Source organism: Streptomyces sp. NBC_01237 (genome assembly GCF_035917275.1).
Lineage (GTDB): Bacteria > Actinomycetota > Actinomycetes > Streptomycetales > Streptomycetaceae > Streptomyces.
This window is the reverse complement of the sequence record NZ_CP108508.1, coordinates 4,013,396-4,040,009: the sequence shown is the minus strand read 5'-3', so window position 1 is coordinate 4,040,009 and position 26,614 is coordinate 4,013,396. Positions and strand designations below refer to the sequence as shown.

The 26,614-nt window shown below is 71.7% G+C and carries 18 protein-coding genes and 1 pseudogene; 17 read left to right on the top strand and 2 right to left on the bottom strand.

The features are described 5' to 3' along the window. Positions 1-96: 96 nt before the first annotated feature. Positions 97-921, top strand: coding sequence for an oxidoreductase (locus OG251_RS17780; protein ID WP_326678114.1), 825 nt, complete (start codon positions 97-99; stop codon positions 919-921). Positions 922-1,339: 418 nt separating this feature from the next. Here OG251_RS17780 and OG251_RS17775 read toward each other — a convergent pair whose 3' ends face one another. Next, positions 1,340-2,182 (bottom strand): HAD family hydrolase, encoded by an 843-nt coding sequence (locus tag OG251_RS17775; RefSeq protein ID WP_073719540.1) that lies wholly within the window; start codon positions 2,180-2,182, stop codon positions 1,340-1,342. A gap of 499 nt (positions 2,183-2,681) precedes the next feature. Between OG251_RS17775 and ssd the strand changes: the two genes are divergently transcribed. The 7 genes and pseudogenes from ssd to OG251_RS17740 form a co-directional block, all read left to right on the top strand. Beyond that, on the top strand, positions 2,682-3,818 hold the full coding sequence (gene ssd, locus OG251_RS17770) for a septum site-determining protein Ssd (RefSeq protein WP_326678113.1): 1,137 nt from the start codon (positions 2,682-2,684) through the stop codon (positions 3,816-3,818). Next, entirely contained in the window at positions 3,815-4,963 is a 1,149-nt protein-coding gene (locus OG251_RS17765) for a TadA family conjugal transfer-associated ATPase (protein ID WP_326678112.1), read from the top strand. The genes ssd and OG251_RS17765 overlap by 4 nt, the downstream gene beginning before the upstream one ends. Beyond that, positions 4,960-5,823 (top strand): type II secretion system F family protein, encoded by an 864-nt coding sequence (locus OG251_RS17760; protein WP_326678111.1) that lies wholly within the window; start codon positions 4,960-4,962, stop codon positions 5,821-5,823. Before OG251_RS17765 ends, OG251_RS17760 begins: the two co-directional genes overlap by 4 nt. 47 nt (positions 5,824-5,870) lie before the next feature. After that, positions 5,871-6,638 (top strand): type II secretion system F family protein, encoded by a 768-nt coding sequence (locus OG251_RS17755; RefSeq protein ID WP_326678110.1) that lies wholly within the window; start codon positions 5,871-5,873, stop codon positions 6,636-6,638. 153 nt (positions 6,639-6,791) lie between these two features. After that, complete coding sequence (locus OG251_RS17750) at positions 6,792-7,058, top strand: DUF4244 domain-containing protein (protein WP_385896422.1); 267 nt, start codon at positions 6,792-6,794, stop codon at positions 7,056-7,058. Then, on the top strand, positions 7,045-7,449 hold the full coding sequence (locus tag OG251_RS17745) for a TadE family type IV pilus minor pilin (RefSeq protein ID WP_326678109.1): 405 nt from the start codon (positions 7,045-7,047) through the stop codon (positions 7,447-7,449). Before OG251_RS17750 ends, OG251_RS17745 begins: the two co-directional genes overlap by 14 nt. Then, a pseudogene (locus tag OG251_RS17740) lies at positions 7,446-7,913 on the top strand (Rv3654c family TadE-like protein); the annotation flags it as partial. The gene OG251_RS17745 and the pseudogene OG251_RS17740, both read left to right, overlap by 4 nt. A gap of 374 nt (positions 7,914-8,287) precedes the next feature. On the opposite strand, the gene OG251_RS17735 reads toward OG251_RS17740, so the two are convergent. Then, positions 8,288-10,801 carry a DEAD/DEAH box helicase gene (locus OG251_RS17735; protein ID WP_326678108.1) on the bottom strand — a complete coding sequence of 838 codons (2,514 nt, stop codon included), beginning with the start codon at positions 10,799-10,801 and terminating at the stop codon, positions 8,288-8,290. A gap of 78 nt (positions 10,802-10,879) precedes the next feature. Between OG251_RS17735 and OG251_RS17730 the strand changes: the two genes are divergently transcribed. The 9 genes from OG251_RS17730 (at position 10,880) to OG251_RS17690 (ending at position 26,558) form a co-directional block, all read left to right on the top strand. Further along, the gene (locus OG251_RS17730) at positions 10,880-11,233 is read left to right on the top strand and encodes an STAS domain-containing protein (protein ID WP_003967428.1); all 354 of its coding nucleotides are present in this window, start codon (positions 10,880-10,882) and stop codon (positions 11,231-11,233) included. A 196-nt stretch (positions 11,234-11,429) separates the two neighbouring features. Continuing rightward, entirely contained in the window at positions 11,430-11,900 is a 471-nt protein-coding gene (locus OG251_RS17725; protein WP_326678107.1) for an ATP-binding protein, read from the top strand. Between the two features lie 549 nt (positions 11,901-12,449). Beyond that, positions 12,450-14,882 carry a sodium-translocating pyrophosphatase gene (locus tag OG251_RS17720; RefSeq protein ID WP_326678106.1) on the top strand — a complete coding sequence of 811 codons (2,433 nt, stop codon included), beginning with the start codon at positions 12,450-12,452 and terminating at the stop codon, positions 14,880-14,882. Between the two features lie 418 nt (positions 14,883-15,300). Further along, positions 15,301-15,921, top strand: coding sequence for a small secreted protein (locus OG251_RS17715; RefSeq protein ID WP_326678105.1), 621 nt, complete (start codon positions 15,301-15,303; stop codon positions 15,919-15,921). 85 nt (positions 15,922-16,006) lie between these two features. After that, on the top strand, positions 16,007-17,524 hold the full coding sequence (locus OG251_RS17710; protein ID WP_326678104.1) for a DUF7059 domain-containing protein: 1,518 nt from the start codon (positions 16,007-16,009) through the stop codon (positions 17,522-17,524). A 614-nt stretch (positions 17,525-18,138) separates the two neighbouring features. Beyond that, a complete protein-coding gene (locus tag OG251_RS17705) occupies positions 18,139-18,336 on the top strand; it encodes a hypothetical protein (protein WP_326678103.1) in 198 nt (65 codons plus the stop codon). 281 nt (positions 18,337-18,617) lie between these two features. Next, a complete protein-coding gene (topA, locus tag OG251_RS17700; protein ID WP_326678102.1) occupies positions 18,618-21,503 on the top strand; it encodes a type I DNA topoisomerase in 2,886 nt (961 codons plus the stop codon). 356 nt (positions 21,504-21,859) lie between these two features. Beyond that, positions 21,860-25,165, top strand: a complete 3,306-nt coding sequence (gene tmk, locus OG251_RS17695; RefSeq protein WP_326678101.1) for a dTMP kinase — start codon at positions 21,860-21,862, stop codon at positions 25,163-25,165. A 187-nt stretch (positions 25,166-25,352) separates the two neighbouring features. Then, positions 25,353-26,558 (top strand): DNA polymerase III subunit delta', encoded by a 1,206-nt coding sequence (locus OG251_RS17690; protein ID WP_326678100.1) that lies wholly within the window; start codon positions 25,353-25,355, stop codon positions 26,556-26,558. Positions 26,559-26,614: the final 56 nt, after the last annotated feature.

Below are 26,614 nucleotides of genomic sequence, written 5' to 3'. Positions count from 1 at the left end.
CTAGGGTAGCCGGATGAGCGCGTTCCGCTGCCATGGTTCGTGAAGAAGACCACTCCAAGGCGGTAAGGGTGTAGGGGGCGCGTAGCCTCGCTACTTATGAGTACGACTGCCTCAGATCCGCTTGCCGCCCTCGGTGCCCTCCCCGGGGTCGCCGACGCCGTGGACTCCGTACGCAAGGCCGTGGACCGGGTCTACGGTCACCGCGTGATGCGTCGTCGCAGCAATGAGGTCACCGCCGAAGCGGCGCTGCGGGGTTCCCGCGGTTCCGCGGCGCTGGCCGGCGCCGACTGGAATCTGGAGGAGGTGCGCCGGCGCACCGACTTCCGGGGTGAGGACGAGGCGCGCACCGTCGGGGCCGCGCTGCGGCTGACCGCGGAGGCCGGTCAACTGCTCTCCATCTGGCGGCAGTCGCCGCTGCGGGTCCTTGCCCGGCTGCATCTGGTGGCGGCCGGTGGAGCTGGCCCCGATGACGCGGTCGGACGTCCGCGGCTGGCCGGTGAGCCCGTCGACGAGCCCCTGATCGAGGCGCCGCTGCCTGATGCCGACGAGGTGGCCGGACGGCTCGAAGGTCTTTCGCGGCTGATCATCGCGGGCGGTGCGGCCCCGGCGCTGGTCACCGCCGCGGTCGTGCACGGTGAACTGCTCGCCCTGCGTCCCTTCGGCTCCAGCAACGGCTTGGTCGCACGGACGGCGGAGCGGATCGTGCTGATCGGCAGCGGGCTGGATCCCAAGTCCATCTGCCCCGCCGAAGTGGGTCACGCGGAACAGGGCCGGGCGGCCTATGTCGCGGCGTTCGAAGGCTATGTGTCGGGGAGGCCCGAGGGGATGGCCGCCTGGATCGCGCACTGCGGACGCGCGGTCGAGCTGGGTGTCAGGGAATCGACCGCGGTCTGTGAGGCGCTGCAGCGCGGCGCCGCGTAGGCGCGGAAGCTTCGCATGCTTCGGCCGTAGGGCGGGGCGAGAGGGGCGCCGGTTCGTGGTTCCTGGGTTCCGGACGCCAGGGGAACGGGTTGCGGCGGTACCGGAACCGGTACCGCCGCTGGCACGTCCGCCCAGTTACCAAGCGTCCTCGAAATATGCCCATCAGGTCGGGAGCTTTGCCCGTCACCTGGTGCGGCTGGCCCGTAATCGACGGGTCGACGTCGCGTGGGTGCTCGGCTTTCGTGCTCGGTCCGTGGGGCCTTGTCTGCGTGAAAGGTCATCCTCTCGGATGTCCCTGGTCTCGCGGGCCGTTGAGTCCTTTGTACTCCTGTACCAGGGGAAGGGAAACCCCTGGCTCCACTTCTTTACTTTTAGGTTCAAACAAGGGTGAATCGGGCGGTCGGCCGAAGGCCGGCCATCAGGCGGAGAGCGCGCCGGCGGTGCGTCGGCGGTTGGCGTACCAGACCAGCCCCGCGGTCACGGCTGCCGCCCCGACCGCCGCCGCTGCCACGAGTGCCGGGCGCGGTGGCATCGAGAAGGCGGGCAGTCGCTGCTTGAGGCGGACGGGGCGGTCGAAGACGAGAATCGGCCACTCTCTGAGGGTCGCTTCGCGTCGCAGCGCGCGGTCGGGGTTGACCGCGTGCGGGTGCCCGACCGCTTCCAGCATCGGCACATCGGTGGCGGAATCGCTGTAGGCGTAGCAGCGCGAAAGGTCGTACCCCTCCGACACCGCGAGCGCCTTGACGGCCTCGGCCTTGGTCGGTCCGTACGCGTAGTACTCGACCTCGCCCGTGAAGCAGCCGTCGTCGCCGACGACCATCCGGGTGGCGACAACCCGGTCGGCGCCGAGCAGCTCGCCGATCGGTTCCACGACCTCGGCGCCCGAGGTCGAGACGATGACCACATCGCGTCCGGCGGTGTGATGCTCCTCGATGAGGGTGGCCGCCTCGTCGTAGATGATCGGATCGATCAGCTCGTGCAGGGTCTCGGCGACGATCTCCTTGACCTGTTGGACGTTCCATCCCTTGCAGAGGGCGGAGAGATATTCACGCATCCGCTCCATCTGATCGTGATCTGCGCCCCCGGCGAGGAACACGAACTGTGCGTACGCGGTGCGCAGTACGGCACGGCGGTTGATCAGTCCGCCTTGGTAGAAGGACTTGCTGAAGGTCAGAGTCGAAGACTTCGCAATGACCGTCTTGTCCAGGTCAAAGAAGGCTGCTGTACGCGGCGAGAAGCAGTTTTCCACAAAGGTGAGCATAGGGGCCCACCATTCGGCGTAAAGTCCGGCGCGTGGGTTTGCCTGAGAAGGCTGTCGGGTACACCATGGAAGTCACGGATCGTTCGCGACCGTGCTAACCCGGTCCGACTCCTCCCCCCCCGAGTCGGCCGTGGGGACGACCCCCGCTCTCCCCCCCGGCGGGGGTCGTCGCATGTCCGGACGCGTTTTTGACGCTCGGATCCAAGGTTTTTCGCCTCCTCCCGGCCGCGGCGGCCCTTCTCCCGCCCGCGCTCCGTCCACCATGCCTCGTCACAGTGTGTAGCGGAAGTGCTGCGCTCCGGAAGTCGCCTGTATGAGCTACGGAGTTATTCACAACGTCGAAGTTGTCCACAGTTTTTCAGCAAGATCCACATGTTTTTCCGAGGTGTTGCACGTTGATTCCACCCGCGAAGTCCGCGGGTTCCGGAATCGCGCATCTCGGAACGTTCCGAGATCGCCGCGAACCGCACTGAAGGGGCAGTGGGAAGGGGCGGAGATCGTGGCTGGATCGCTTGCACGGGAAGGTCTGCCGTGCGTCGAAGGGCGGCGGGGCGGGCCGCTGATCGTGACCGAGGACATGGAGCTGCTCGACGATCTGCTGCGGCTGTGCGCGGCGGCCGGAGCGGAACCGGAAGTGCATCACGGACCGCCCGAACGCAGGGGCGGCTGGGAGCGGGCGCCAATGGTGCTGGTGGGCGACGACGCGGCCCTGCGGTGCCGCGGTGCCGCCCGCAGGAGTGGCGTGATGCTGGTCGGACGGGACCAGGACGACCCGGACGTCTGGCGGCGGGCGGTGGAGATCGGGGCCGAATATGTGCTGAGGCTGCCCGATTCCGAGAGCTGGCTCGTCGACCAGATCGCCAACGCGGTCGAAGGGGTGGGCCGGCCCGCCCTCACCGTCGGGGTGATCGGAGGAAGGGGCGGCTCCGGCGCATCCACGCTGGCCTGCGCCCTCGCGGTGACTGCGGCGAGGTCCGGCCGACGGACCATGCTGATCGACGGCGATCCACTGGGCGGAGGCATCGATGTACTGCTCGGGGGTGAGCGGGCCGAAGGAATACGGTGGCCGGATTTCGTCCATTCCAAGGGCCGCCTCGGCGGTGGGGCACTGGAGGATTCCCTGCCGGCGCTTCATGGCCTGCGGGTGCTCAGCTGGGGCCGGGACGACGAGGTGGTCATCCCGGCGCAAGCGATGCAGGCCGTACTCGCCGCCGCGCGACGGCTCGGTGGTGCGGTCGTCGTGGATCTCCCGCGAAGGGTCGACGAAGGAGTTGCGGAGGCACTCGCTCAGCTGGACCTCGGCCTGCTCGTGGTACCGGGTGAGCTGAGGGCGGTCGCGGCGGCGAAGCGGGTGGCGTCGATGGCCGGAATGGTGCTGGGCGACCTTCGGGTGGTGACCCGAGGGCCGTATGCGGCGGGCCTGGACGAACGATGGGTGGCGCAGGCGCTCGGCCTGCCGCTCGTGGGCGAACTTCCCTGGGAATCAGGGCTGCTGGCGGCTCAGGACGGGGGTGCGCCACCGGGCGGCAACACGCGCGGACCACTGGCCCGGTTCTGTACGGCGTTCTGGGACCGGGCGGACGTCACGGGCGGCGGCAGCCTCGCCGCGGGCGTGCCCGGGGGAGGTGCGTCATGACGGAGGCGCTGCTCGACGCGGTACGGCAGCGACTGGCGCGCAGCGGTGCCGCACCCACACCCTCCGGAGTGGCCGCCGCGCTGCGGGCTCAGGGGCGGTTGCTGGGGGACGCGGAAGTGCTCGGCACGGCAGCGCTGTTGCGTGGCGAGCTGGTCGGCACCGGAGTGCTGGAGCCACTGCTGGCGGACCCGGCGGTGAGCGATGTGCTGGTGTCCGCGCCGGACCGGGTGTGGGTCGACCGGGGCAGCGGTCTCGAACTGACGGGAATTTCCTTTCCGGACGCGGCGGCGGTGCGGAGGCTCGCGCAGCGGCTTGCGGCGGTGGCCGGGCGGCGGCTGGACGATGCCCGCCCGTGGGTGGACGCGCGGCTGCCGGACGGGACCCGGATGCATGCCGTTCTGCCGCCGGTGTCCGTCGGCTCGACGTGTCTGTCGCTGCGCGTGGTGCGGCCCCGGGCCTTCACCCTGGCGGAGCTGGTCCAGGCGGGGACGGTGCCTCCGGGTGGCGACCGGGTTCTGCGGGCGCTGGTGGAGGCCCGGATCTCCTATCTGATCAGCGGGGGGACGGGTGCAGGGAAGACGACCCTGTTGGCAAGCCTGCTGGGAGCGGTCGGCGCACAGGAGCGGATCGTGCTCGCCGAGGACTCCGCGGAACTGCGGCCGGACCATCCGCATGTGGTGCGCCTGGAATCCCGCCCCGCGAATCAGGAGGGCGCGGGGCGGGTGACCCTTCGGGATCTGGTGCGGCAGGCGTTGCGGATGCGTCCCGACCGGCTGGTGGTCGGGGAGGTGCGCGGGGCCGAAGTGACGGACCTGTTGGCCGCTCTGAACACAGGTCACGAAGGTGGCTCCGGCACTGTTCACGCGAACGCGGCCGAGCACGTCCCCGCCCGGCTGGAGGCCCTGGGGACAGCTGCGGGGCTCGACCGGGTGGCGTTGCACAGTCAGTTGGCGGCCGCGCTCTCGGTGGTGGTCCATCTCGTACGGGACCGGTCCGGGCAGCGGCGGATCGCGGAGGTGCATGTGTTGGAGCGGGATGCGGCGGGGCTGGTGCTGACGGTTCCGGCGTTGCGCTGGGGTGCTCAGGGCTTCGTGCGGGAGCGGGGCTGGGAGCGCTTGGCGGCGCTGATCGGGGGTGCGCCATGACCGGAGGGGCTTCGGCGTACGCGATGGCGGTCTGCGTGGGGTCGGCGGCGTGGCTGGCCGCGGCACGGGACCTGGGGGCACGGCGGGCGCGGGTGCTGTTCGTGGACGAGGCGGAGGTGCCTCGGCGGCCGTGGGCGGGGCTCGCCGCGGTGCGGGTGTTCGCCCTGGAGCGGCGGGAGTGGTGGTGCGTGCCGGTGGCGGTGCTGCTTGCCGTGCTGGGGGCTTCGGTGCTGCCGCTGGTGGCGGGGGCCGTGGCGGTTCCGTCGGTGCGACGGTGGCTGAGGGGGCGGTCCCGGCGACGGGCGAGAGAACGCGGGGCGGAGGCGGTGACCGCGCTGTGCGGTGCGGTGGTGGGGGAGTTGCGCGCCGGGCGGGAGCCGGGTCAGGCGTTGCTGGTCGCCGTGCGGGACGCGGTGGCGCCGGACGGGGCACTGGATGGGGCGGAGGCCGCGGTGCTGGCGGCGGCGCGGTTCGGCGGGGATGTGCCGGATGCGTTGAGGAAGGCGGCGGACGGGCCGGGCCTGGGCGGGATGGCCGGAATGGCGGCGTGCTGGCGGGTGGCGGTGGACGGCGGGGCCGGGCTCGCGGCCGGACTGGACCGCCTTGAGGGGGCGTTGCGGGCCGAGCGGCTTCGGCGGGAGGAGCTGCGGGCCCAACTGGCGGGCGCCTGGTCGACGGTGGTGGTGCTGGCCCTGCTGCCGGTGGCGGGTCTGGGGCTGGGCGCGGCGCTCGGGGCGGACCCGCTGGGGGTGCTGCTGCACAGTCCGGGCGGGCTGATGTGCCTGGCCGTGGGCGGACTGCTGGAGGCGGCAGGGCTGTTGTGGGCGGCCCGGATCGTACGGGGAGGGGAGGCGGCGTGAACGTGGTGACCGGTGAAGTTGCCTATGGTCCGGGCGCATGGGGGGCGATGGTGGGTGCAGTCGCGTATCTGGCCCTCGTGTGGGCCGGATGGCGGCGGGAGCGGGCGGTGCGCGACCGGGGAGCGGTGTTGCTGGCCCTGGATGCCAGGGGGCGGGGGCGCTGGTGGGACCGGGTGGGGTGGGCGGGTCTGACCGGCGACGGCAGCCGGCTGAGGCGGTGGGCGGCGCCGCTGGGGGCACTCGCGGCCGGGTGGATTCTGGTCGGTGGGGTCCTGGGATGCGTGACCGGTTCCGCTGCCGCGTACGGGACTTGGCGCTGGCAACGGTCCCGGCCGGAAGCTCGGCCGGACGCCCCGGACGAGGATGCGGTCCGGGAGGCTCGGCAACTCCCTCTTGCGGCAGATCTGTTGGCGGCCTGCATCGCGGCGGGGGCGGGGCCTCGGGATGCCGCGGAGGCGGTCGGGGAGTCGATGGGCGGCCCGGTCGGCGACCGGTTGGCCCGCGCCGCGGCGGAGATCCGGCTCGGCGGTGAACCGTCCCTGGCGTGGGGCCGGTTCGGGGAGATAGCGGGTGCTGGACCGTTGGCCCGCTGTCTGTACCGGGCCGGGGCGACCGGGGCTCCGGCGGCGGAGGCGGTCGCCAGGCTGGCCGAGGCGATACGTGCCGAGCGGGCCGGTGTGGCCGTGGCACGCGCACAGCGGGCGGGTGTGCTGATCACCGCGCCGGTCGGGCTCTGCTTCCTCCCCGCGTTCCTGGCGGTCGGGGTGGCGCCCGTGGTGATCGGTCTGGCGACCGGGCTGTTGGGCGGCGGCTAGCACCTCTCCCAGGGCAACTCCCAGGGCAACGATTCCTGGGCTGCCTCTCCTCGGGCGGGTCCTTCGGCCGAGCCGTGGAGGCGTGAACTTCGCGGATTCTCGCGGGTGTTACTTCGGGCGCCCGCTCCATATCGCTGTCAATCGGGGGTTGAAATGAACAAGAACATCATGGAATGGGTAGCCGGTGCGCTGTGCCGCGCGCGGTCGGTGAAGTGGCCTCCGGAGTGGCCGGTGAGGTGGTCGGCACGGTGTTCGGGCCGACTTGTCCGGTCCGATCGAGGGATGACGACATCCGAGTACGCGGTGGGGACCATCGCGGCCTGCGCCTTCGCGGCCGTGCTCTACAAGGTGGTCAACAGCGGGCCCGTGCTGTCGGCCATGCAGGCGTTGATCAAGGACGCGCTCGATGCCAAGTTCTGAGGCCGTACCGGAAGGCCGGTCGGTCGTGCGGGAGCGTGCGTGGTGTCCGGACAGGGGTGCGGTGACGGCGGAGGCGGCCGTGGTCATTCCCGTGCTGGTGGCGTTCGCCATGGCTCTGGTCTGGGCGCTGGTGGCGGCGTCCGCACAGATCCGGTGTGTGGACGCCGCGCGGGCGGGGGCGCGGGCGGCTGCGCGCTCGGAGCCGGAGGCGGCGGTGCTGGCGGCTGCCCGCGCCGCGGCGCCGGACCGGGCCCGGGTCGGGGTGGAGCGGGCGGGGGAGTGGTGGCGGGTCCGGGTGGAGGCGCCGACTCCGGGTCCGGGCGCGCTGGCCCTGACGCTGAGCGCCGAGGCCGTGGCGCTGGCTGAGGACACGGTGGGGGCTTCGCGGTGACGGGGACGGCGGTGGCCGTGACGGGGCCGGGCGCGAAGGGGGCCGTCGGGGCGCCCGGCGAGTGGCGGGGCGGGGCAGCGGGGGCGGGGTTCCGGAGAACGGCCGGTAGAAGGACCGGCGGGCGGTGGGCCAAGAGGGCGGCGAGGGTTGGGAGCACGGGGAGGGCCGGGAGATGCGGGAGGACGGGGAGTGCCGGGAGGCCCCGGAGCGGGGACCGGGGGGTGGCGACGGTGTGGGTGGCGATCACCACGGCCTCCCTGTGCACGGTGTTCGCGATCGTGCTGGCGCTGGGGCAGGCGGTGGCCGCGCGGCACAGAGCCGGCGGGGCAGCGGACCTGGCGGCCCTCGCGGCGGCCGACCGCGCGCTTCTGGGGGCCGCGACGGCGTGCGGGGCGGCGCGGGAGGTGGCCGGGGCGCAGGACGCCGTGGTGGTGCGGTGCGTGGTGCGGGGGGAGGTGGCCGATGTGACGGCGCGGGCGAGCTTCGGCCCGTACCGGCCCGAGGTCAGGTCCCGGGCGGGGCCCGCGGGTCCTACGGGCCCGTCTCCTGCGGGCCCGTCCCGGGCCGGGCCCGCAGGTCCTGCAAGCCTGGTGGACCCATTGGGCTCCGCGGACCCGGTGGACCCTGCGGGTTCTGCGGGAGCTGCGGCCCTGGGCGGGTCCTTGCGGGCCCTGGGGGCCTGTGTGGCTGCCTGCCGCCCCCGGAACGTCTCCGAGGTCACGAAGGTCGGCCACGGTCTCCGACGCGTTGTCGCGGCGTCCTGCGGCCCCTCGGCGTGCTGGGCGCCCTGCCGGGTCGACGCCGCCTCCCGTCGCCCTGTCCAGGCCGCCCACTCCGCCTACTCCGCCGTCCCTGGCTCGTTGGGCTGCTCCGGCTCTTCCGCCGCCTTCGGTTCTTCGGAGTCGGGCGGTGCGGCCCTGAGGAGTTCGGTGAGCAGACGTACGGCGCCCCGCTTGTGGAGCGGCTCGTTGCCGTTGCCGCATTTGGGGGACTGGATGCAGGAGGGGCAGCCCGCCTCGCACTCGCAGGACGCGATGGCCTGGCGGGTCGCGGTCAGCCACGTACGGGCGGTGTGGAAGGCCCGCTCGGCGAATCCCGCCCCGCCGGGATGACCGTCGTACACGAAGACCGTCGGCAGCAGTGTGTCCGGGTGGAGCGGGACCGAGACACCGCCGATGTCCCAGCGGTCGCAGGTGGCGAAGAGCGGGAGCATCCCGATGGACGCGTGTTCGGCGGCGTGCAGGGCGCCACCGAGGATCTCCGGGTTGATCCGGGCGGCGTCGAGCTGGTCCTCGGTGACCGTCCACCAGACGGCGCGGGTGCGCAGGGTGCGGGGAGGCAGGTCGAGCTTGGTCTCGCCCAGGACTTCCCCGGTGATCAGTTTGCGGCGCAGGAAGGAGACGACCTGGTTGGTGACCTCCACGGAGCCGTAGCAGAGCCGTCCGTCGCCCCAGGGGATCTCGGTGTCGGTCTCCAGGACGGCGATGGCGGTGGTGTCGCGGGCGGTCGTGGAGTAGGGCGGGACGGCCTCCTCGACGAGGGCGACGGAGTCCTCCAGATCCAGTTGCCGGACCAGATAGGTGCGGCCCTGGTGGAGGTGGACCGCGCCTTCGTGGACGGCGGTGTGAGCGGCCGATTCGTCGACGGTGCCCAGCAGCCGGCCGGTGCCCTCCTCGACGATCTGGACGGGACGGCCGCCCTCACCCCGGATGTCGGTGAGGTCGGCGGCCCGCTCGCGACGGGTCCAGTGCCAGCCCGATGCCCGCTTGCGCAGCAGCTTCGCGGCTTCCAGCTGCGGCAGCAGCTCGGGCACGGCGGGCCCGAAGAGCGCGATGTCGGGTTCGGTGAGCGGGAGCTCGGCCGCTGCGGCGCACAGGTGCGGGGCGAGGACGTACGGGTTGTCGGGGTCCAGCACGGTCGATTCCACGGGCTGCTGGAACAGCGCCTCGGGGTGGTGCACCAGGAAGGTGTCCAGCGGGTCGTCCCTGGCGATGAGGATGGCCAGCGCGCCGTGCCCGGAGCGCCCCGCGCGGCCCGCCTGCTGCCAGAGGGAGGCCCGGGTGCCCGGATAGCCGGCGATGAGGACGGCGTCGAGGCCGGAGACGTCGATGCCGAGTTCGAGGGCGGTGGTGGCGGCCAGGCCGAGCAGTTCGCCGGAGTGCAGGGCGCGCTCCAGGGCGCGGCGCTCCTCGGGGAGGTAGCCGCCGCGGTAGGCGGCGACCCGTTTCGGCAGCGCGCGGTCCACCTCGGCCAGGCGCTCCTTGGCGATGACGGAGATGAGTTCCGCGCCGCGCCGGGAGCGTACGAAGGCGACCGAGCGGACGCCCTGGACGGTCAGGTCGGTGAGGAGGTCCGCGGTCTCGGCCGTGGCGGTGCGGCGCACGGGGGCGCCCTTCTCACCGTGCAGCTCGGTCAGCGGGGGCTCCCAGAGGGCGAAGACCATCTCGCCGCGCGGCGAGGCGTCGTCGGAGACCTCCTTGACCGGCAGGCCGGTGAGACGGCCGGCGGCGACCGAGGGCTCCGCCGCGGTGGCGGAGGCGAGGAGGAAGACCGGATGCGCGCCGTAGCGGGCACACAGGCGGCGCAGACGGCGCAGGACCTGGGCGACATGGGAGCCGAAGACGCCGCGGTAGGTGTGGCACTCGTCGATGACGACGAAGCGCAGGGCGCGCAGGAAGGAGGCCCAGCGGGGGTGGGACGGGAGGATTCCGCGGTGCAGCATGTCGGGGTTGGTCAGGACGTAGTTGGCGTACTGGCGCACCCATTCGCGTTCCTCGACGGGGGTGTCCCCGTCGTAGACCGCGGGCCTGATCGCGTTGCCGAGGGGCGCCGCGAGTGCTTTCACCGAGCGGCGCTGGTCGGCGGCGAGGGCCTTGGTGGGGGCCAGGTACAGGGCGGTCGCTCCCCTGCCGTTGGGGGCCTCGGAGCCGTCGAGGAGGGTGCTGAGTACCGGGGCCAGGTAGGCGAGCGACTTGCCGGACGCCGTGCCGGTGGCGATCACGACGGATTCACCGTCCAGGGCGTGCTCGGCGGCGGCGGCCTGGTGCGCCCACGGATGGTCGATTCCGATTTTCTGAATCGCCGCGATCACTTCTGGCCGGATGCGTTCCGGCCAGATGGCATGGGTTCCCGTACGCGGGGGCAAGTGCTCCGTATGAGTGATGCGCGCGGCCCGGCCCGCCCCTGCGGCGAGCCGGTCGAGGATCATGGCGGGAGGGGGGCGGAAGTCCCCGCTCTCGGGTGGTCGACTGGGGCGGTGATTCTTGGCCATCGGCACCGAGTGTGTCACTGGCGTGACGGACAATGGTCCCAAGGCGTCGTGCATGGCTGCTGGTAAGTGATTGAATGCCATCGCGGCTGGCGATCCGTCCCCTGGCTCCGTCGGGGAGACCGAGGGGCGACCGCTCGATAGCAAGGTGCTGGAGGATCCGTGGACCTGTCCCTGTCGACTCGCAATGTGTCCGGCCCTGGTGGCGACCGTACGGTCGTCGAGGTCGGTGGCGAGATTGATGTGTATACCGCGCCCAAGCTGCGCGAGCAGTTGGTCGAGTTGGTGAATGACGGCAGCTACCACCTGGTTGTCGACATGGAAGGTGTCGACTTCCTCGACTCCACCGGCCTCGGCGTGCTCGTGGGTGGCTTGAAGCGTGTCCGAGCCCATGAGGGCTCGCTGCGCCTGGTCTGCAACCAGGAGCGCATTCTCAAGATCTTCCGGATCACAGGTCTGACCAAGGTGTTCCCGATTCACACCACGGTCGACGAGGCTGTCGCGGCCACCGACTGACGTCGGCGCAGGCCGGCCAATCGGTCGGCAGGCAGGCAGTGACGGACCGGCAGCGGCAGCAGGCAGGCCGTGACGGGCAGGCGGTCGACCTTTGGTCGGCTGTCGGCTTTGTCGGCTTCCGGAGGAGGAGAGCAGGGGTACCGGGCGGCACGCCCGGGCCCCTGAGACGCACGCCCGAACGTTCGAGGGGGATCACATGGCCACCGTTGAACTCCGCTTCAGCGCTCAGCCTGAACATGTCAGGACGGCCCGCCTCGTGGCAGCCGCCGTGGCGCGCAGGGCCGGCGTGGACGAGGCGGTGCTCGACGAGGTCAGACTCGCGGTCGGCGAGGCGTGCAGCCGCGCCGTCGGGCTGCATCGCAGCCATGGCATCACCTCTCCGGTCAGCGTTGTGCTGACCGATGAGGACAAGACGTTCTCGATCGAGGTCGGCGACGAGGTTCCCGGCCCCGGGAGCGTCCCCGCCACCGGCGCACCGGGAGCGGCCGGCGCCACGCCCGAGGTGGGCCTCGATGAACCCGATCCCGAGACCGACGGTGAGGGCGAGGACGAAATGGGCCTCGCGGTCATCAGTGGGCTGGTGGACGACATGGAAGTCCGCTCGGGCGCCAACGGCGGAGTGATCCGCATGAGCTGGCCCATGACCCACGCGACCCTGCTTTCCTGACACGTGCGGGTGCCCGGGGCGGCCGCACGGCCTCCTCGACCCGTGTTTTTGATCACTCGGCCGCCCGGTGAGATCCCGCGCCGCCCGGTGAGACCTCGCGACGCCCGGTTGCCTCCCGCGCGCTGCCCAGTAGTCCCGTTGTGGGCTGGTGGTGCTGCGGCCCCCATTGGTCCGGTGCGCCCGGTGGTCTGGTGGTGACTGGTGGTGCTGCGGCCTCCGGTGATCCCGTGTGGCCGGCGATCCGGTGCGTCCGGTGATCCTGTGCCGCCCCGTGAGCCCGCGCCGCTCGGTGGTCCGGGTCGCCCGGTGATCCTTCCGTTTGTTTCGATTTTCAGGGCCTTGCTGAGCAGGGCCCTTTTTCCTTTTGCTTGATCAATGATCTCCAGGACAAATGTGCCTGCCCCATTACTGCATTCGGGCCGATTTGGTGGCCTGATCTTTTGGCGTTGGGGGGAGAGTTTCCTATTCCGTTCCCTGCCCACTGTTTTGATCAGGTTCCGCTCCCTACAATCCGTCCACGTCTTGAGCGCTGAGCGTCAAGGAGGACGTATGGCGGAGTTCGTCAACACACCCGTGGCAGTACTGACGCAAGAATCCGCACTTTCCGGCCGTCCCGCCTCACTCGCGGCGGCGGAACTCACCGACGGCAACCGGCTGATCGTCGTCGTCATCGCGGTCGTCGCCGTCGCCGCGCTGGTCGTCGCCCGGTTGCTGGTGCGCCAGGTGCTGGCCGCCGGTGAGGGAACCGAGCGCATGAAGGAGATCGCGGCGGCCGTCCAGGAAGGCGCGAATGCCTATCTGGCCAGGCAGCTGCGTACGGTCGGTGTCTTTGCCGTCGTCGTATTCTTCCTGCTTCTGTTGTTGCCGGCCGACAACTGGTCGCAGCGCGCGGGACGTTCGTTGTTCTTCCTGGTGGGTGCGCTTTTCTCGGCGGCCACCGGATACATCGGTATGCGACTCGCGGTGCGCAGTAATGTGCGTGTGGCGGCTGCTGCGCGTGAGGCGACTCCGGCAGAAGGTGAACCGGAGAAAGATCTCACCTCCGTCTCGCACAAAGCAATGAAGATCGCCTTTCGCACCGGTGGTGTGGTCGGCATGATCACGGTGGGTCTCGGCCTGCTCGGCGCCTCCTGCGTGGTCCTCGTCTACGCCGCCGACGCGCCCAAGGTGCTGGAGGGCTTCGGCCTCGGAGCCGCGCTGATCGCCATGTTCATGAGGGTCGGGGGCGGCATCTTCACCAAGGCCGCCGATGTGGGCGCCGACCTCGTCGGCAAGGTGGAGCAGGGCATCCCGGAGGACGACCCGCGCAATGCCGCCACCATCGCCGACAACGTGGGCGACAACGTCGGTGACTGCGCGGGTATGGCCGCCGACCTCTTCGAGTCGTACGCCGTGACCCTCGTGGCCGCGCTCATCCTCGGCAAGGCCGCCTTCGGGGACGCCGGACTGGCCTTCCCTCTGATCGTTCCGGCGATCGGCGTGCTCACCGCGATGATCGGGATCTTCGCCGTCGCCCCGAGGCGCGCCGACCGCAGTGGGATGACCGCGATCAACCGGGGTTTCTTCATCTCCGCGGTGATCTCGCTCGTCCTGGTGGCGGTGGCGGTGTTCGTCTACCTCCCGTCCTCGTACGCGAAACTGGACGGGGTCACCGATGCCTCGATCACCTCGCACGGTGGGGATCCGCGGGTCTTCGCCCTGGTCGCCGTCGCCATCGGCATCGTCCTGGCGGCACTGATCCAGCAGCTCACCGGCTACTTCACCGAGACCAATCGCCGCCCCGTCCAGGACATCGGGAAGTCCTCGCTGACCGGGCCGGCGACGGTGGTGCTCGCGGGCATCTCCATCGGCCTGGAGTCGGCCGTCTACACCGCGCTGCTGATCGGTCTCGGCGTCTACGGGGCCTTCCTGCTCGGCGGGACATCGATCATGCTCGCGCTCTTCGCGGTGGCTCTCGCCGGAACCGGGCTGCTCACCACCGTGGGTGTCATCGTCGCCATGGACACCTTCGGGCCGGTCTCCGACAACGCCCAGGGCATCGCGGAGATGTCCGGCGATGTCACGGGCGCCGGTGCTCAGGTCCTCACCGACCTGGACGCCGTGGGCAACACCACCAAGGCCATCACCAAGGGCATCGCCATCGCCACCGCCGTACTGGCGGCCGCGGCGCTCTTCGGCTCGTACCGCGACGCCATCGCCACCGCGGTCGACGATGTGGGGGCCAGTGCTGGGGAGATGGGGCTGAGCCTCGACATCTCGCAGCCCAACAACCTGGTCGGCCTGATCCTCGGCGCGGCGGTCGTCTTCCTCTTCTCCGGGCTCGCCATCAACGCGGTCTCGCGGTCGGCCGGGGCCGTGGTCTACGAGGTGCGGCGGCAGTTCCGTGAGCATCCCGGGATCATGGACTACACGGAGAAGCCGGAGTACGGGCGCGTGGTCGACATCTGCACCAAGGACGCCCTGCGTGAGCTGGCCACCCCCGGGCTGCTCGCGGTCCTGGCGCCGATCGCGGTCGGGTTCACCCTCGGGGTCGGCGCGCTCGGCTCGTATCTCGCGGGTGCGATCGGTACGGGCACCCTGATGGCGGTCTTCCTGGCCAACTCCGGCGGCGCGTGGGACAACGCCAAGAAGCTCGTCGAGGACGGGCACTACGGCGGCAAGGGCAGCGATGCCCATGCCGCGACGGTCATCGGTGACACGGTCGGAGACCCGTTCAAGGACACGGCGGGCCCGGCGATCAACCCGTTGCTCAAGGTGATGAACCTCGTGGCGTTGCTCATCGCTCCGGCGGTGGTGCAGTTCAGTTACGGACAGGACGCGAGCGCCGGAGTGCGGGCCGTGGTGGCCGTCTTCGCCCTCGCGGTCATCGTCGGTGCCGTCTACATCTCCAAACGGCGCGGAATCGCCGTGGGTGATGACGACGGCTCCGGGGGCGAGGGCGGTCAGCCGGCCAAGTCGCCCGATCCCGCAGCGGCTTCATGACCGGTTCGGCCGGGCGGACCACGGGATCTCGCGGATCCTGTCCGATCGATACGCGGTAGAACACGGTCAAGGGGTGGACGGGCGGCGCGTTCTGATGTGCCGTCCGTCTCCGCGTCCACCCCCCAGGCCCGTCCCGATGTCCGCCCCTGTCCGTCTTCGCGCCCGTGTGCCTGTGTGCCCGTGTGCCCGTTTGCCCGTGGGGTCTTGGGGCCGTGATCTCGGGTCGGCCGGAAGCCGCAGGGTCAGTCGGCCGGGTGAGTGTCCGTACGAGTGGCCGAGCGCGTAGGTGAGTTGTATCTCCCTCATTTCCCTTGGTGCAAATGGCTGCAAAAGCATGTACATCGGATGCCCGGCACCCGGATGTCGCCCACTTGGCGTGTAAGTTCCGGGGCCGAGAGCCTTGGAAGGGACCAATCCGGTGAACAAGAAGCTTGCTGCCGCACTGTCCGGCGGTGCGGTACTCGTACTGACGCTGTCGGGCTGCAGCGACGACAGCGACAACAAGGTGAACGACTGGGCCAAGGACGTCTGCGACCAGGTGCAGCCCCAGCTGCAGAAGATCGCGAACGCCAACGCGGCCATCCAGCAGCAGACCGCGGACAACAGCAAGCCCGCGGATGTCCAGAAGACCGACTCCGCCGCCTTCCAGCAGATCTCGCAGGCGTACAAGGCGCTGGGCACGGCCGTGGACTCGGCAGGCGCGCCGCCGGTCGACGACGGCGAGACCACGCAGAAGGAGGCCGTGAAGGAGCTCAACGCCTCCTCCGTGGCCTACGCCGGCCTGAAGACCAAGGTCGATGCCCTCGACACGAAGGACCAGGCGAAGTTCGCCGACGGTCTGAAGGGCATCGCCGACGAGCTGAACAAGATCAGCACCAACGGTGACCAGGCACTGAAGAAGCTTCAGTCCGGCGATGTCGGCACCGCGATGGCCAAGCAGAAGGGCTGCCAGAAGCCGACGGCTTCGGCGCCGCCGGCCGCGGCTCCCCCGGCGTCCGAGCCCGCGTCGCCCACCCCCTCGGCCAGCAAGAAGGCCTGACCCGAGGTCGCACGGTACGGCCCGGACGCCCCCTGCGGGTGGCCGGGCCGCTGCCGTTGTCGGTGGGAGCGGACACAATGGGCGGGTGAGTACGACCAGCCTTCCCGCGCCCGACCGTATCCCCGGCCTCCGTGAGGCCCTGCTCGCCGCCGCGTTCACCGCCGACGGGCTCCTCGAACTGCTCGGTGCGCCCGCGTACGCCGCGCTCGCCCGCAGCGAGACGGTCCCCGCCCTGCGGGCCACCCGGGGCGAAACACCGCTCGACACGCTGGTGCGGCTGTTTCTTCTTCAGCACTCCGTCCCGCACGAGCGGGCCCGTGCCGCGCTTCCCCTGGAGGAGTGCGTCGAGGACGGCTGGCTGAGGCGACAGGACGGCCTGGTCCGGGCCACCGTCGACATCCGGCCGTACAGCGGGCCCGATGGCCAGGACTGGTTCATCGTCTCCGATCTCGGCTGCGCGGTCGGCGGCGCGGGCGGCATCGGCTCGCACGAGGAGGGGGTCGTCCTGGGCGTCGGCGGAGCGTCCACCACGCTCGCCGGGATCACCGTCCGTACGCCGGTCGCCACCGCCCTCGACCTCGGTACGGGCTCCGGTATCCAGGCGCTGCACGCCGCCCAGCACGCCACCCGGGTCACCGCCACCGACCTCAACCCGCGCGCCCTCGACTTCACCCGGCTCACCCTCGCCCTGTCCGGTGCCGCCCCGGCCGACCTGCGCGAGGGCTCCCTGTTCGAGCCGGTCGGCACCGAGACCTTCGACCTGATCGTCTCCAACCCGCCGTTCGTCATCTCCCCCGGCGCCCGCCTCACCTACCGCGACGGCGGCATGGGCGGCGACGACCTGTGCCGGACCCTGGTGCGCGATTCCGGCGACCGGCTGAACGAGGGCGGCTACGCCCAGTTCCTCGCCAACTGGCAGCACGTGGAAGGCGAGGAGTGGCAGGACCGGCTGCGTTCCTGGGTGCCGCAGGGCTGCGATGCCTGGATCGTGCAGCGTGAGGTGCAGGACGTCACGCAGTACGCGGAGCTGTGGCTGCGCGACAGCGGCGACCACCGCACGGACCCGGCCGAGTACGCCGCCCGTTACGAGGCGTGGCTGGACGAGTTCGAGGCCCGCCGGACCCGGGCCGTCGGCTTCGGCTGGATCACCCTGCGGAAGTCCGCCGCGGCCGTCGCCGGGAATCCGTCGATCGTGGTCGAGGAGTGGCCGCACGCGGTGGAGCAGCCGCTCGGACCGGCCGTCCTGGACCACTTCGCCCGTCAGGACTACCTCCGGGAGCAGGACGACGCGGCCCTGCTGGCCGGGCACTTCACCCTGGCCGCGGAGGTCGTGCAGGAGCAGGTCGGGATGCCCGGCGCCGAGGACCCCGAGCATGTGGTGCTGCGCCAGCACCGAGGGATGATGCGGGCGACGAAGGTGGACGCGGTCGCCGCGGGGTTCGCGGGCGTGTGCGACGGTTCGCTGCCCGCGGGCCGGATTCTGGACGCCATCGCCCAGTTGATGTCCGAGGACCCGGTGCTGCTGCGCGACCGGACCCCGCAGGCGATCCGGCTGCTGGTCGAGGAGGGCTTCCTGGAGCCGGTGATGCCCTCGGCCGGGTGACGGCGTGAGGCCGGGTGGCGGGGCCCGAGGCCGGACGACGCCGACCACCGGGCGGGCGGGCGAGGGCTGTTGCCGGGGCCCGGATCCCGGTACCCCGACCCTTCCGGGCACCCGTGGCCGGATCTGTGACCGGACCTGTGACCGGACCTGTGACCGGACGGGCGGCCGGACCCGTGACCGGACCCGTGACCGGACCGGCGGCCGGACTTGCCGGACCCGTGACCGGACCCGTTGCAGGACCCGCTGCCGCACCCGTGGGCGGCCCGCCGTTGTCCCGGCCGCCGTTCCCCGCCGCTGGGCTCCGCTCCGGCATGGCCCGGCCCCGCCCTACGTACGCAACGGCCTTCTCACCAGCCTCTTCACACGCGCCACCGCCTTTCTCCCGCTCGGTCCGCTGATTCCGGTCCCGGCCCTTCCGGGGGCCTCCGCAGGAGCCCCGCGCGGGCATCGGGCGGGCATCGGGCAGGGGGCCGACGCGGCCGTTGCCGCCGGGGGAGTGCTGTTCACCCGGGGTTCGTGTCGGCGATGCCCCGGCGTGGCAGCCTCCCCCTGCCGGGCGGTCACTGCCGGACGGGTTCATCACCACAGGTTCGCGACGGGTTGAGGGGTACGACATGGAGAGCGTCTCAGCGGTCTTCGCCGGTGCGGCCTTCGCACTGTTCGGCACTGCCCTTCTGGTCTGGACGGGGGCGCGTGCTCTTCACCGCGCGCCGGTGGCGCACGGTGTGAGCCCCGTCGCTTCCACCGCCCTCGCCACACTCTTCGGCGTGGTTTTCCTCGGCCTCGGCCTGTGGTGTTTCGCGCTCATCTGATCCTCGTTCCCCGCAGGGCCGGACACCCGGTGGGCCCGCCGCCCACGGGCGGCCCGAGGGCATCCGGAAATCCGCAGGCCGCAGGCCATGACGGCGCGGACCGGACGGTCCGGGCGGCAGGAATGGCGGAAGTCGGGTTACCGTTCGAGTGGCCGTTGCGGGCTTTTGCCGTTTGACACGGGGGCGGGTTGTACCGTCACACTCCGCAGCGACAGCACCGCGGGCAGCGTCACGGCGCTGCCCGGATGCCCACCGAGTGTCGACCGGAGAGAAGAGCGAAGTTGTCCCCGACCAGCGAGACCGCACAGGGCGGCCGCCGACTCGTCATCGTCGAGTCGCCTGCCAAGGCGAAGACGATCAAGGGCTATCTCGGCCCCGGATACGTCGTCGAGGCGAGCGTCGGGCACATCCGTGACCTGCCGAACGGCGCCGCCGAGGTGCCGGACGAGTACACCGGCGAGGTGCGTCGTCTCGGCGTGGATGTCGAGAACGACTTCCAGCCCATCTATGTTGTCAATGCCGACAAGAAGGCCCAGGTCAGGAAGCTGAAGCAGCTTCTTGCCGAGTCCGACGAACTCTTCCTCGCCACCGATGAGGACCGCGAGGGCGAAGCCATCGCGTGGCACCTCCAGGAAGTCCTGAAGCCCAAGGTCCCGGTCCACCGGATGGTCTTCCACGAGATCACCAAGGACGCGATCCGGGCCGCCGTCGCCAACCCGCGCGAGCTCAATCAGCGCATGGTCGACGCCCAGGAGACCCGCCGTATCCTCGACCGCCTCTACGGCTACGAGGTCTCGCCGGTCCTGTGGAAGAAGGTCATGCCGAAGCTCTCGGCGGGCCGTGTCCAGTCGGTCGCCACCCGCCTCGTCGTCGAGCGGGAGCGCGAGCGCATCGCCTTCCGCTCCGCCGAGTACTGGGACCTGACCGGCACCTTCTCCACCGGCCGAGCCGGTGACGCGTCCGACCCGTCGACCCTCACCGCCCGGCTCAGCGCGGTCGACGGCCGCCGGATCGCCCAGGGCCGCGACTTCGGTCCGGACGGGCAGCTCAAGTCCGCCTCCGGCCAGACGCTGCACCTGGACGAGACGAACGCCCGCGCCCTGGCCGCCGCGCTCGCCGACTCCACGTTCGCGGTCCGGTCCGTCGAGTCGAAGCCGTACCGCCGCTCCCCGTACGCGCCCTTCCGTACGACGACCCTCCAGCAGGAGGCGAGCCGCAAGCTGGGCTTCGGGGCCAAGGCCACCATGCAGGTCGCGCAGAAGCTGTACGAGAACGGCTTCATCACCTACATGCGTACCGACTCCACGACGCTCTCGGAGACCGCGATCTCCGCGGCCCGCGCCCAGGTCACGCAGCTGTACGGGGCGAGCTACCTGCCCGACAAGCCGCGTACGTACGCCGGCAAGGTCAAGAACGCGCAGGAGGCGCACGAGGCGATCCGCCCCTCCGGCGATCGCTTCCGTACGCCCGCCGAGACCGGGCTCACCGGCGACCAGTTCCGGCTCTACGAGCTGATCTGGAAGCGGACCGTCGCCTCCCAGATGAAGGACGCGGTCGGCAACTCCGTCACCGTCAAGATCGGCGGCCGGGCGAGCGACGGCCGGGACGCCGAGTTCTCCGCCTCCGGCAAGACGATCACCTTCCACGGCTTCATGAAGGCGTACGTCGAAGGCGCCGACGACCCGAACGCCGAGCTCGACGACCGTGAGCGGCGCCTGCCGCAGGTCGGCGAGGGCGACGCGCTGTCCGCCGAGGAGATCTCGGTCGACGGTCACGCCACGAAGCCCCCGGCCCGTTACACCGAGGCCTCGCTGGTCAAGGAGCTCGAAGAGCGCGAGATCGGCCGTCCGTCGACGTACGCCTCGATCATCGGGACGATCCTCGACCGCGGCTACGTCTTCAAGAAGGGCACGGCGCTCGTCCCGTCCTTCCTCTCCTTCGCCGTGGTCAACCTGCTGGAGAAGCACTTCGGCCGGCTCGTCGACTACGACTTCACCGCCCGCATGGAGGACGACCTCGACCGCATCGCGCGGGGCGAGGCCCAGTCCGTGCCGTGGCTGAAGCGTTTCTACTTCGGCGCGGTCCCCGGTGATGACACGGCCGGTGCCGGTGCGGCGTCCGACGCGGGCAACGGCGACGGCGACCACCTCGGCGGCCTGAAGGAACTGGTCACCGACCTCGGCGCCATCGACGCCCGGGAGATCTCCTCGTTCCCGGTCGGCAACGACATCAAGCTCCGGGTCGGCCGGTACGGCCCGTACATCGAGCGCGGCGAGAAGGACTCCGAGGGCCACCAGCGCGCCGACGTGCCCGAGGACCTGGCACCCGACGAGCTGACCGTGGAGCTGGCGGAGGAGCTGCTGGCCAAGCCCAGCGGCGACTTCGAGCTCGGCGCGGACCCGGTGAGCGGGAACCAGATCATCGCCAAGGACGGGCGCTACGGCCCGTACGTCACCGAGGTACTGCCCGAGGGCACGCCGAAGACCGGGAAGAACGCGGTGAAGCCGCGGACCGCCTCGCTCTTCAAGTCCATGTCGCTGGACACGGTGACGCTGGCCGACGCGCTCAAGCTGATGTCGCTGCCGCGCGTCGTCGGCGAGGACGCCGAGGGCGTCGAGATCACCGCGCAGAACGGCCGCTACGGTCCGTATCTGAAGAAGGGCACGGACTCGCGTTCGCTGACCTCCGAGGACCAGCTGTTCGACATCACGCTCGACGAGGCCCTCGCGATCTACGCCCAGCCCAAGCAGCGGGGCCGCGCCGCGGCCAAGCCGCCGCTGAAGGAACTGGGCACGGACCCGGTGAGCGGGGCGCCGGTGGTCGTGAAGGACGGCCGCTTCGGCGCGTACGTCACCGACGGCGAGACGAACGCGACGCTGCGGACCGACGACAGCGTCGAGGACATCACGCCGGAGCGCGGCTACGAGCTCCTCGCCGAGAAGCGCGCCAAGGGACCCGCCAAGAAGAAGACGGCGAAGAAGGCCCCTGCGAAGAAGGCCCCGGCCAAGAAGGCGACGGCCAAGAAGACGGCCGCGAAGACCACGGCGGCCAAGACCACGACAGCCAAGAAGACCGCCGCGAAGAAGACCACGACGGCCAAGAAGGCCACGACCACGAAGACGGCGGCGAAGAAGACCGCCGCTTCCGGTTCGACTGTCAAGGACTGACCCGTCGGGGGCCCACCCGTCGGGGGTCCCACCCGTCAGGGTTCGGCCGGGCGGGGTTCGACCGGTTGGGGGACTGACCGGTCGGGGGCTGACCGGTGGGGAGACTTACCGGTCGGGGACTGATACGCCGAACGTTCTGCCCGTCGAGGTCGGATGCCTTGTGCGGGCGCGCGGACCGTCGGCTCACGCCCGGTGCCTCTCCAGGCACCGGGCGGAGTCATGTCCCGGCTTGACCCGTCCTGTCCCGCTGCTCGGCGGCGGCTCTTCGGTGGCCGCACGTCCGCCGCCGCGCGCTCGGCGACCATATGTTCGGACGGGGCCGACGGCCACCGTGCCGCTGCCGATAGGCTGGGCGGATGACGCGAGCCGAGCAGCCAACGGTCGTGAGCCCCACCTCCGACACACTTGCCGCAGACTCACGCGAGCGCGCCGTACGAGCCCTGTTGCGTATTCCTCCGCTGAAGCGGTTGTGGAGCGCCCAGCTCGTCGGAAGTATCGGCGATGCACTCGCCCTTCTCGTGCTGGTGTTGTTGTCGCTGCAAGCGGCGGTCCTGGAGGGCTCATTCGGAGCCGGATACCGCGGGGCGGCCTTTGCCGTCGCCGCCGTGTTCGGTGCCCGGATTATTTCCACCCTGCTCTTCGGAGCCGTACTCCTGGGGCCGTTGACGTCGCTCACGGCGCCCGGCGGGCCGCTGGACCGGCGCTGGCTGATGATCGGGACGGACGGGCTGCGGCTCGCGCTGCTGGTCGTCGCCCCGCTGTGGATCGACTGGGCACCCGACCAGGCGCTCCTGATGATCCTGATCACCGTCTTCGTGACCGGTGTCGCCGAGCGGCTGTGGACGGTGGCCAAGGAGAGCGCGGCCCCCGCGCTGCTGCCCGCCCCGCCGCTCGAAGGCGCCGCCGTACGTCCGCTGCCCGACCGCCTCGACGCGCTGCGCCGGCTCTCCCTGCGGACGAACTTCCTGGCCGTACCCGCCGCCGCGGTGGTCCTGCTGGTCGCCACGCTGATCGGCAATCTGCTCGGCTCCGGCCTTGAGTGGTTCTCCTTCCACCAGGCGGCCCTCGGCTCGTACATCGCGGCCGGGCTCTTCTCCGCCTCGATCTCCACGCTGTACTTCCTCGAACTGCCCGCCACCCCGACGCCCCGCCCGCGCTCGCCGCTGGAGGGTCTGCGCAGGCCGACCTATGGCAACGGCCCCGAAAAGGGCCGCACCGGGTCCCTCCCGCTGGTCGTCGGCGCCTGCGCCGCCGTCGCCGGGGCGATCGCCGCGGCCGCCGCCGTCTCCGTGCTGCACGCGGCCGACCTGGGTGGCGGACCCGCCACGTTCGCGCTGCTGATCCTCGCGCTGACCGGCGGCACCGCACTCGGTATCCGTACCGCGCAGAAGGTGCTGCCCACCCTGTCGCGGCGCCGGCTGCTGGCCCTCGCCACCGCCGTCACCGGCATCGCGCTCCTCGCGCTCGGACTGGTGCCCGACACCGCGACCGGGCTGATGATCGCGCTGCTCGCCGGCTACACCGCCGGAGTCGCCGCGAACACCGGCCACGCACTGGTGGACCAGGAGACCGAGGAGCCCCGGCGCGCCAGGACCACCGAGCACCTCCAGGCCGTCGTCCGGGTGCTCGTCGCCCTCGGCGCCGTCGGGGGACCGCTGCTCGCCGCCGCCATCGGCCGGCACCGCCTGGGCTCCGGCGACTTCGTCTTCGCCCATGGCGGAGCGGCCTTCGTCCTGATGCTGTTCGGCGCGCTGCTGCTGCCCGTCGCCGCGATCGTCCTGGCCAGGACGGACGACCGTGCGGGCGTACCGCTCCGCCGCGACCTGCGGGAGGCGCTGCGCGGGGGCGACCCGGCGGTCGCGCCCGCGGCCACCGGCTTCTTCCTCGCCCTGGAGGGCGGCGACGGGGCCGGAAAGTCCACCCAGGTGGAGGCGCTCGCCGAGTGGATCCGGGCCAAGGGCCACGAGGTCGTCGTGACCCGTGAGCCGGGCGCCACCCCGGTCGGCAAGCGGCTGCGTTCGATCCTGCTCGACGTGTCCTCCGCCGGGCTCTCCAACCGGGCCGAGGCGCTGCTGTACGCCGCCGACCGGGCCGAGCACGTCGACTCCGTCGTCCGTCCGGCGCTGGAGCGGGGCGCGATCGTCCTCTCCGACCGCTACATCGACTCGTCCGTCGCCTACCAGGGTGCGGGCCGCGATCTGGCCCCGACCGAGATCGCCCGGATCTCCCGGTGGGCGACGAGCGGCCTCGTACCGCATCTGACCGTGCTGCTGGACGTCGACCCGGAGACCGCGCGGGAACGCTTCACCGAGGCTCCGGACCGGCTGGAGTCCGAGCCGCCGGAGTTCCACGCCCGGGTGCGTTCCGGCTTCCTCACCCTCGCGGCGGCCGACCCGTCCCGCTATCTGGTGGTGGACGCCGGCCAGGAGCCGGAAGCGATCACCACGGTCGTACGCCACCGGCTCGACCAGCTCCTTCCGCTCTCCGAGGCCGAGATCGAGGCGCAGGCGAAGGCCCGCCGCGAGGCCGAGGAAGAGGCCCGGCGCAAGGCCGAGGAAGAGGCTGCCCGCAAGGCGGAGGAGGAGCGGCTGGAGCGCGAGCGCCAAGAGCAGCTCGCCAAGCTCCGTGCCGAGGAGGAGGAGCGCAAGCGCCGCGAGCTGGAGGAGGCCCGGCAGCGCGAGGCCGAACGCCAGGCCGAGGAGGCCCGGCAGCGCGCCGAGGAGGCCCGCCGTCGCGCCGAGGAGGACCGGCTGCGGCTCGAAGCCGAGGAGAAGGCGCGCGAGGCCGAGCAGGAACGCCTCCGCAGGCAGGCCGCGGAAGAGGCCCGGCTGCGCAAGGAGGCGGAGGAGCGGCGCCTGGAGAAGCAGCGCAAGGCGGAAGAGGCGCTGATGCGGGCCGAGGAGGCCCGGCGCCAGGCGGAGGCCGCCGCCGCGGTCCGTACGGAGGCGGCGCGCGCCGAGGCCGAACGCATGGAGGTGGCGCGTGCCGAAGCCGCACGTGCCGAGGCCGCGCGGGCCGCAGCCGCTTCGCGGGCCGAGGCGGCTTCGCGGGCGGAGGAGGCTTCACGGGCGGAGGAGGCTTCCCGTGCCGAGGCTGCTTCCCGTGCCGAGGCCCCTGCGACCCCGTCCGTACCGGACAACGAGCTGACGGTGCCGACGCCGATCGTGAACCCGAACGAGGTGACGCAGCCGGTCCCGAAGGCGCAGCCGACCGACCGCCCGGCCGACGGCGGCTCGTCGTCCGGCCGGGCCCGGTCCGACCGCCCGGCCTCGGACAACGAGGAGACGGCCATGCTGCCCAGGGTCACCGACCCGGCCGCGGGGCGTTCCGGCCACCGTCCGGTGCGGGACGCGGAGGAGACGGCTGTCCTTCCGCCCGTCCGCGGCGAGGAGCCCGCCGACCGGGTGCCGCCGGGCATCTTCCGGGACGAGCGCCCGTCCGCGGCGGAGAGCGAGAACGAACGCACCCGCGAACTGCCGCAGATCAGCGACGACCCGCAGGCCGCCCGCGACCAGCCGGAACAGGGCCGGCGCAACCGGCCCCGGCCGGACTGGGCGGAGGAGACCCCGCTGGACGATCTGCCCTCCCTCGCCGACGAACTGCTCGGCGAGCACGAAGAGGACCCGGGCACGTCGCGCCGGGGCCGTCGGCCGCGCGGCTGACGGGGCGGGCGGGACCGTCGGCTGACGGGGCGGGCCCGCCCGTCGGCCGTCGGGCGGGCCGGACTGTCGGTCCCTTCCCCCACAATGGGAAGGGACGGGACGCCTCCCGCGGCGCCGCATGATGGCGCCGCGGCCCCGCCACCCCGCACGACACCACCGCACGACACCACCGGAAGGGCGGTGACCCATGACCGTATGGGACGACCTGGTCGGACAGGACCGAGTGCAGGAACAGCTCGGTGCCGCCGCCAAGGACGCCGATGCGCTGGTCACCGCCCATTCCGCGGGTCAGCCCGTGCCCCCGGGTTCGAAGATGACCCACGCCTGGCTGTTCACCGGACCGCCGGGCTCCGGGCGGTCCACCGCCGCCCGCGCCTTCGCCGCCGCGCTCCAGTGCACCAGCCCGGACCGGGCCCTGGGCGGGGAGCCCGGCTGCGGTTTCTGCGACGGCTGCCACACCAGCCTGATCGGTACGCACGCCGATGTCGAAGTCATCCGTACGGACCTGCTCTCCATCGGCGTGAAGGACACCCGCGAGCTGGTCCGCCGGGCCCAGCTCTCCCCGGCCGTGGGCCGGTGGCAGGTCATCGTCATGGAGGACGCCGACCGCCTCACCGAGGGGGCGGGGAACGTGCTGCTGAAGGCGGTCGAGGAGCCCGCGCCCCGCACGGTCTGGATGCTGTGCGCGCCCTCCCTCGAAGACGTCCTGCCCACGATCCGGTCCCGCTGCCGCCACCTCACCCTGCGCACGCCGCCGGTCGAGGCCGTCGCCGACGTACTGATCCGGCGGGACGGCATCGACCCGGAGCGGGCCCATGCGGCGGCCCGCGCCACCCAGGGGCACATCGGCCGGGCGCGCCGCCTGGCCACGGACGAGCGGGCCCGCGCGCGGCGTGCCGCCGTGCTCAAGGTGCCGCTGCGGGTCGCCGACGTCGGCGGCTGTCTCAAGGCGGCCCAGGAGCTGATCGACACGGCCACCGACGACGCCAAGCAGATGGCGGAGGAGGTCGACGTCAAGGAGACCGAGGACATGAAGGCGGCGCTCGGCGCGGTCGCCGGGGGCCGGATGCCGCGCGGTACCGCGGGCGTGATGAAGGACCTGGAGGACAAGCAGAAGCGCCGCAAGACGCGTACGCAGCGCGACAGCCTGGATCTGGCGCTCACCGAACTGACCGGGTTCTACCGCGATGTGCTGGCGCTCCAGCTCGGCTCACAGATCGCCATCGCCAACGCCGATGTACGCGACAGCCTCGACCGGATCGCGGAGTCGTCGGCCCCGGCGCACACGCTGCGCAGGATCGAGGCGGTGATCGCCTGCCGCAGGGCGCTGGACCGCAATGTGGCGCCGCTGCTCGCGGTGGAGGCGATGACGATGTCGCTGCGGGCGGGCTGAGGCGCATGTGCGGCTCCGGTCCGGGGCCTTCGCAACCGTTCACCCGATTGAGCAGG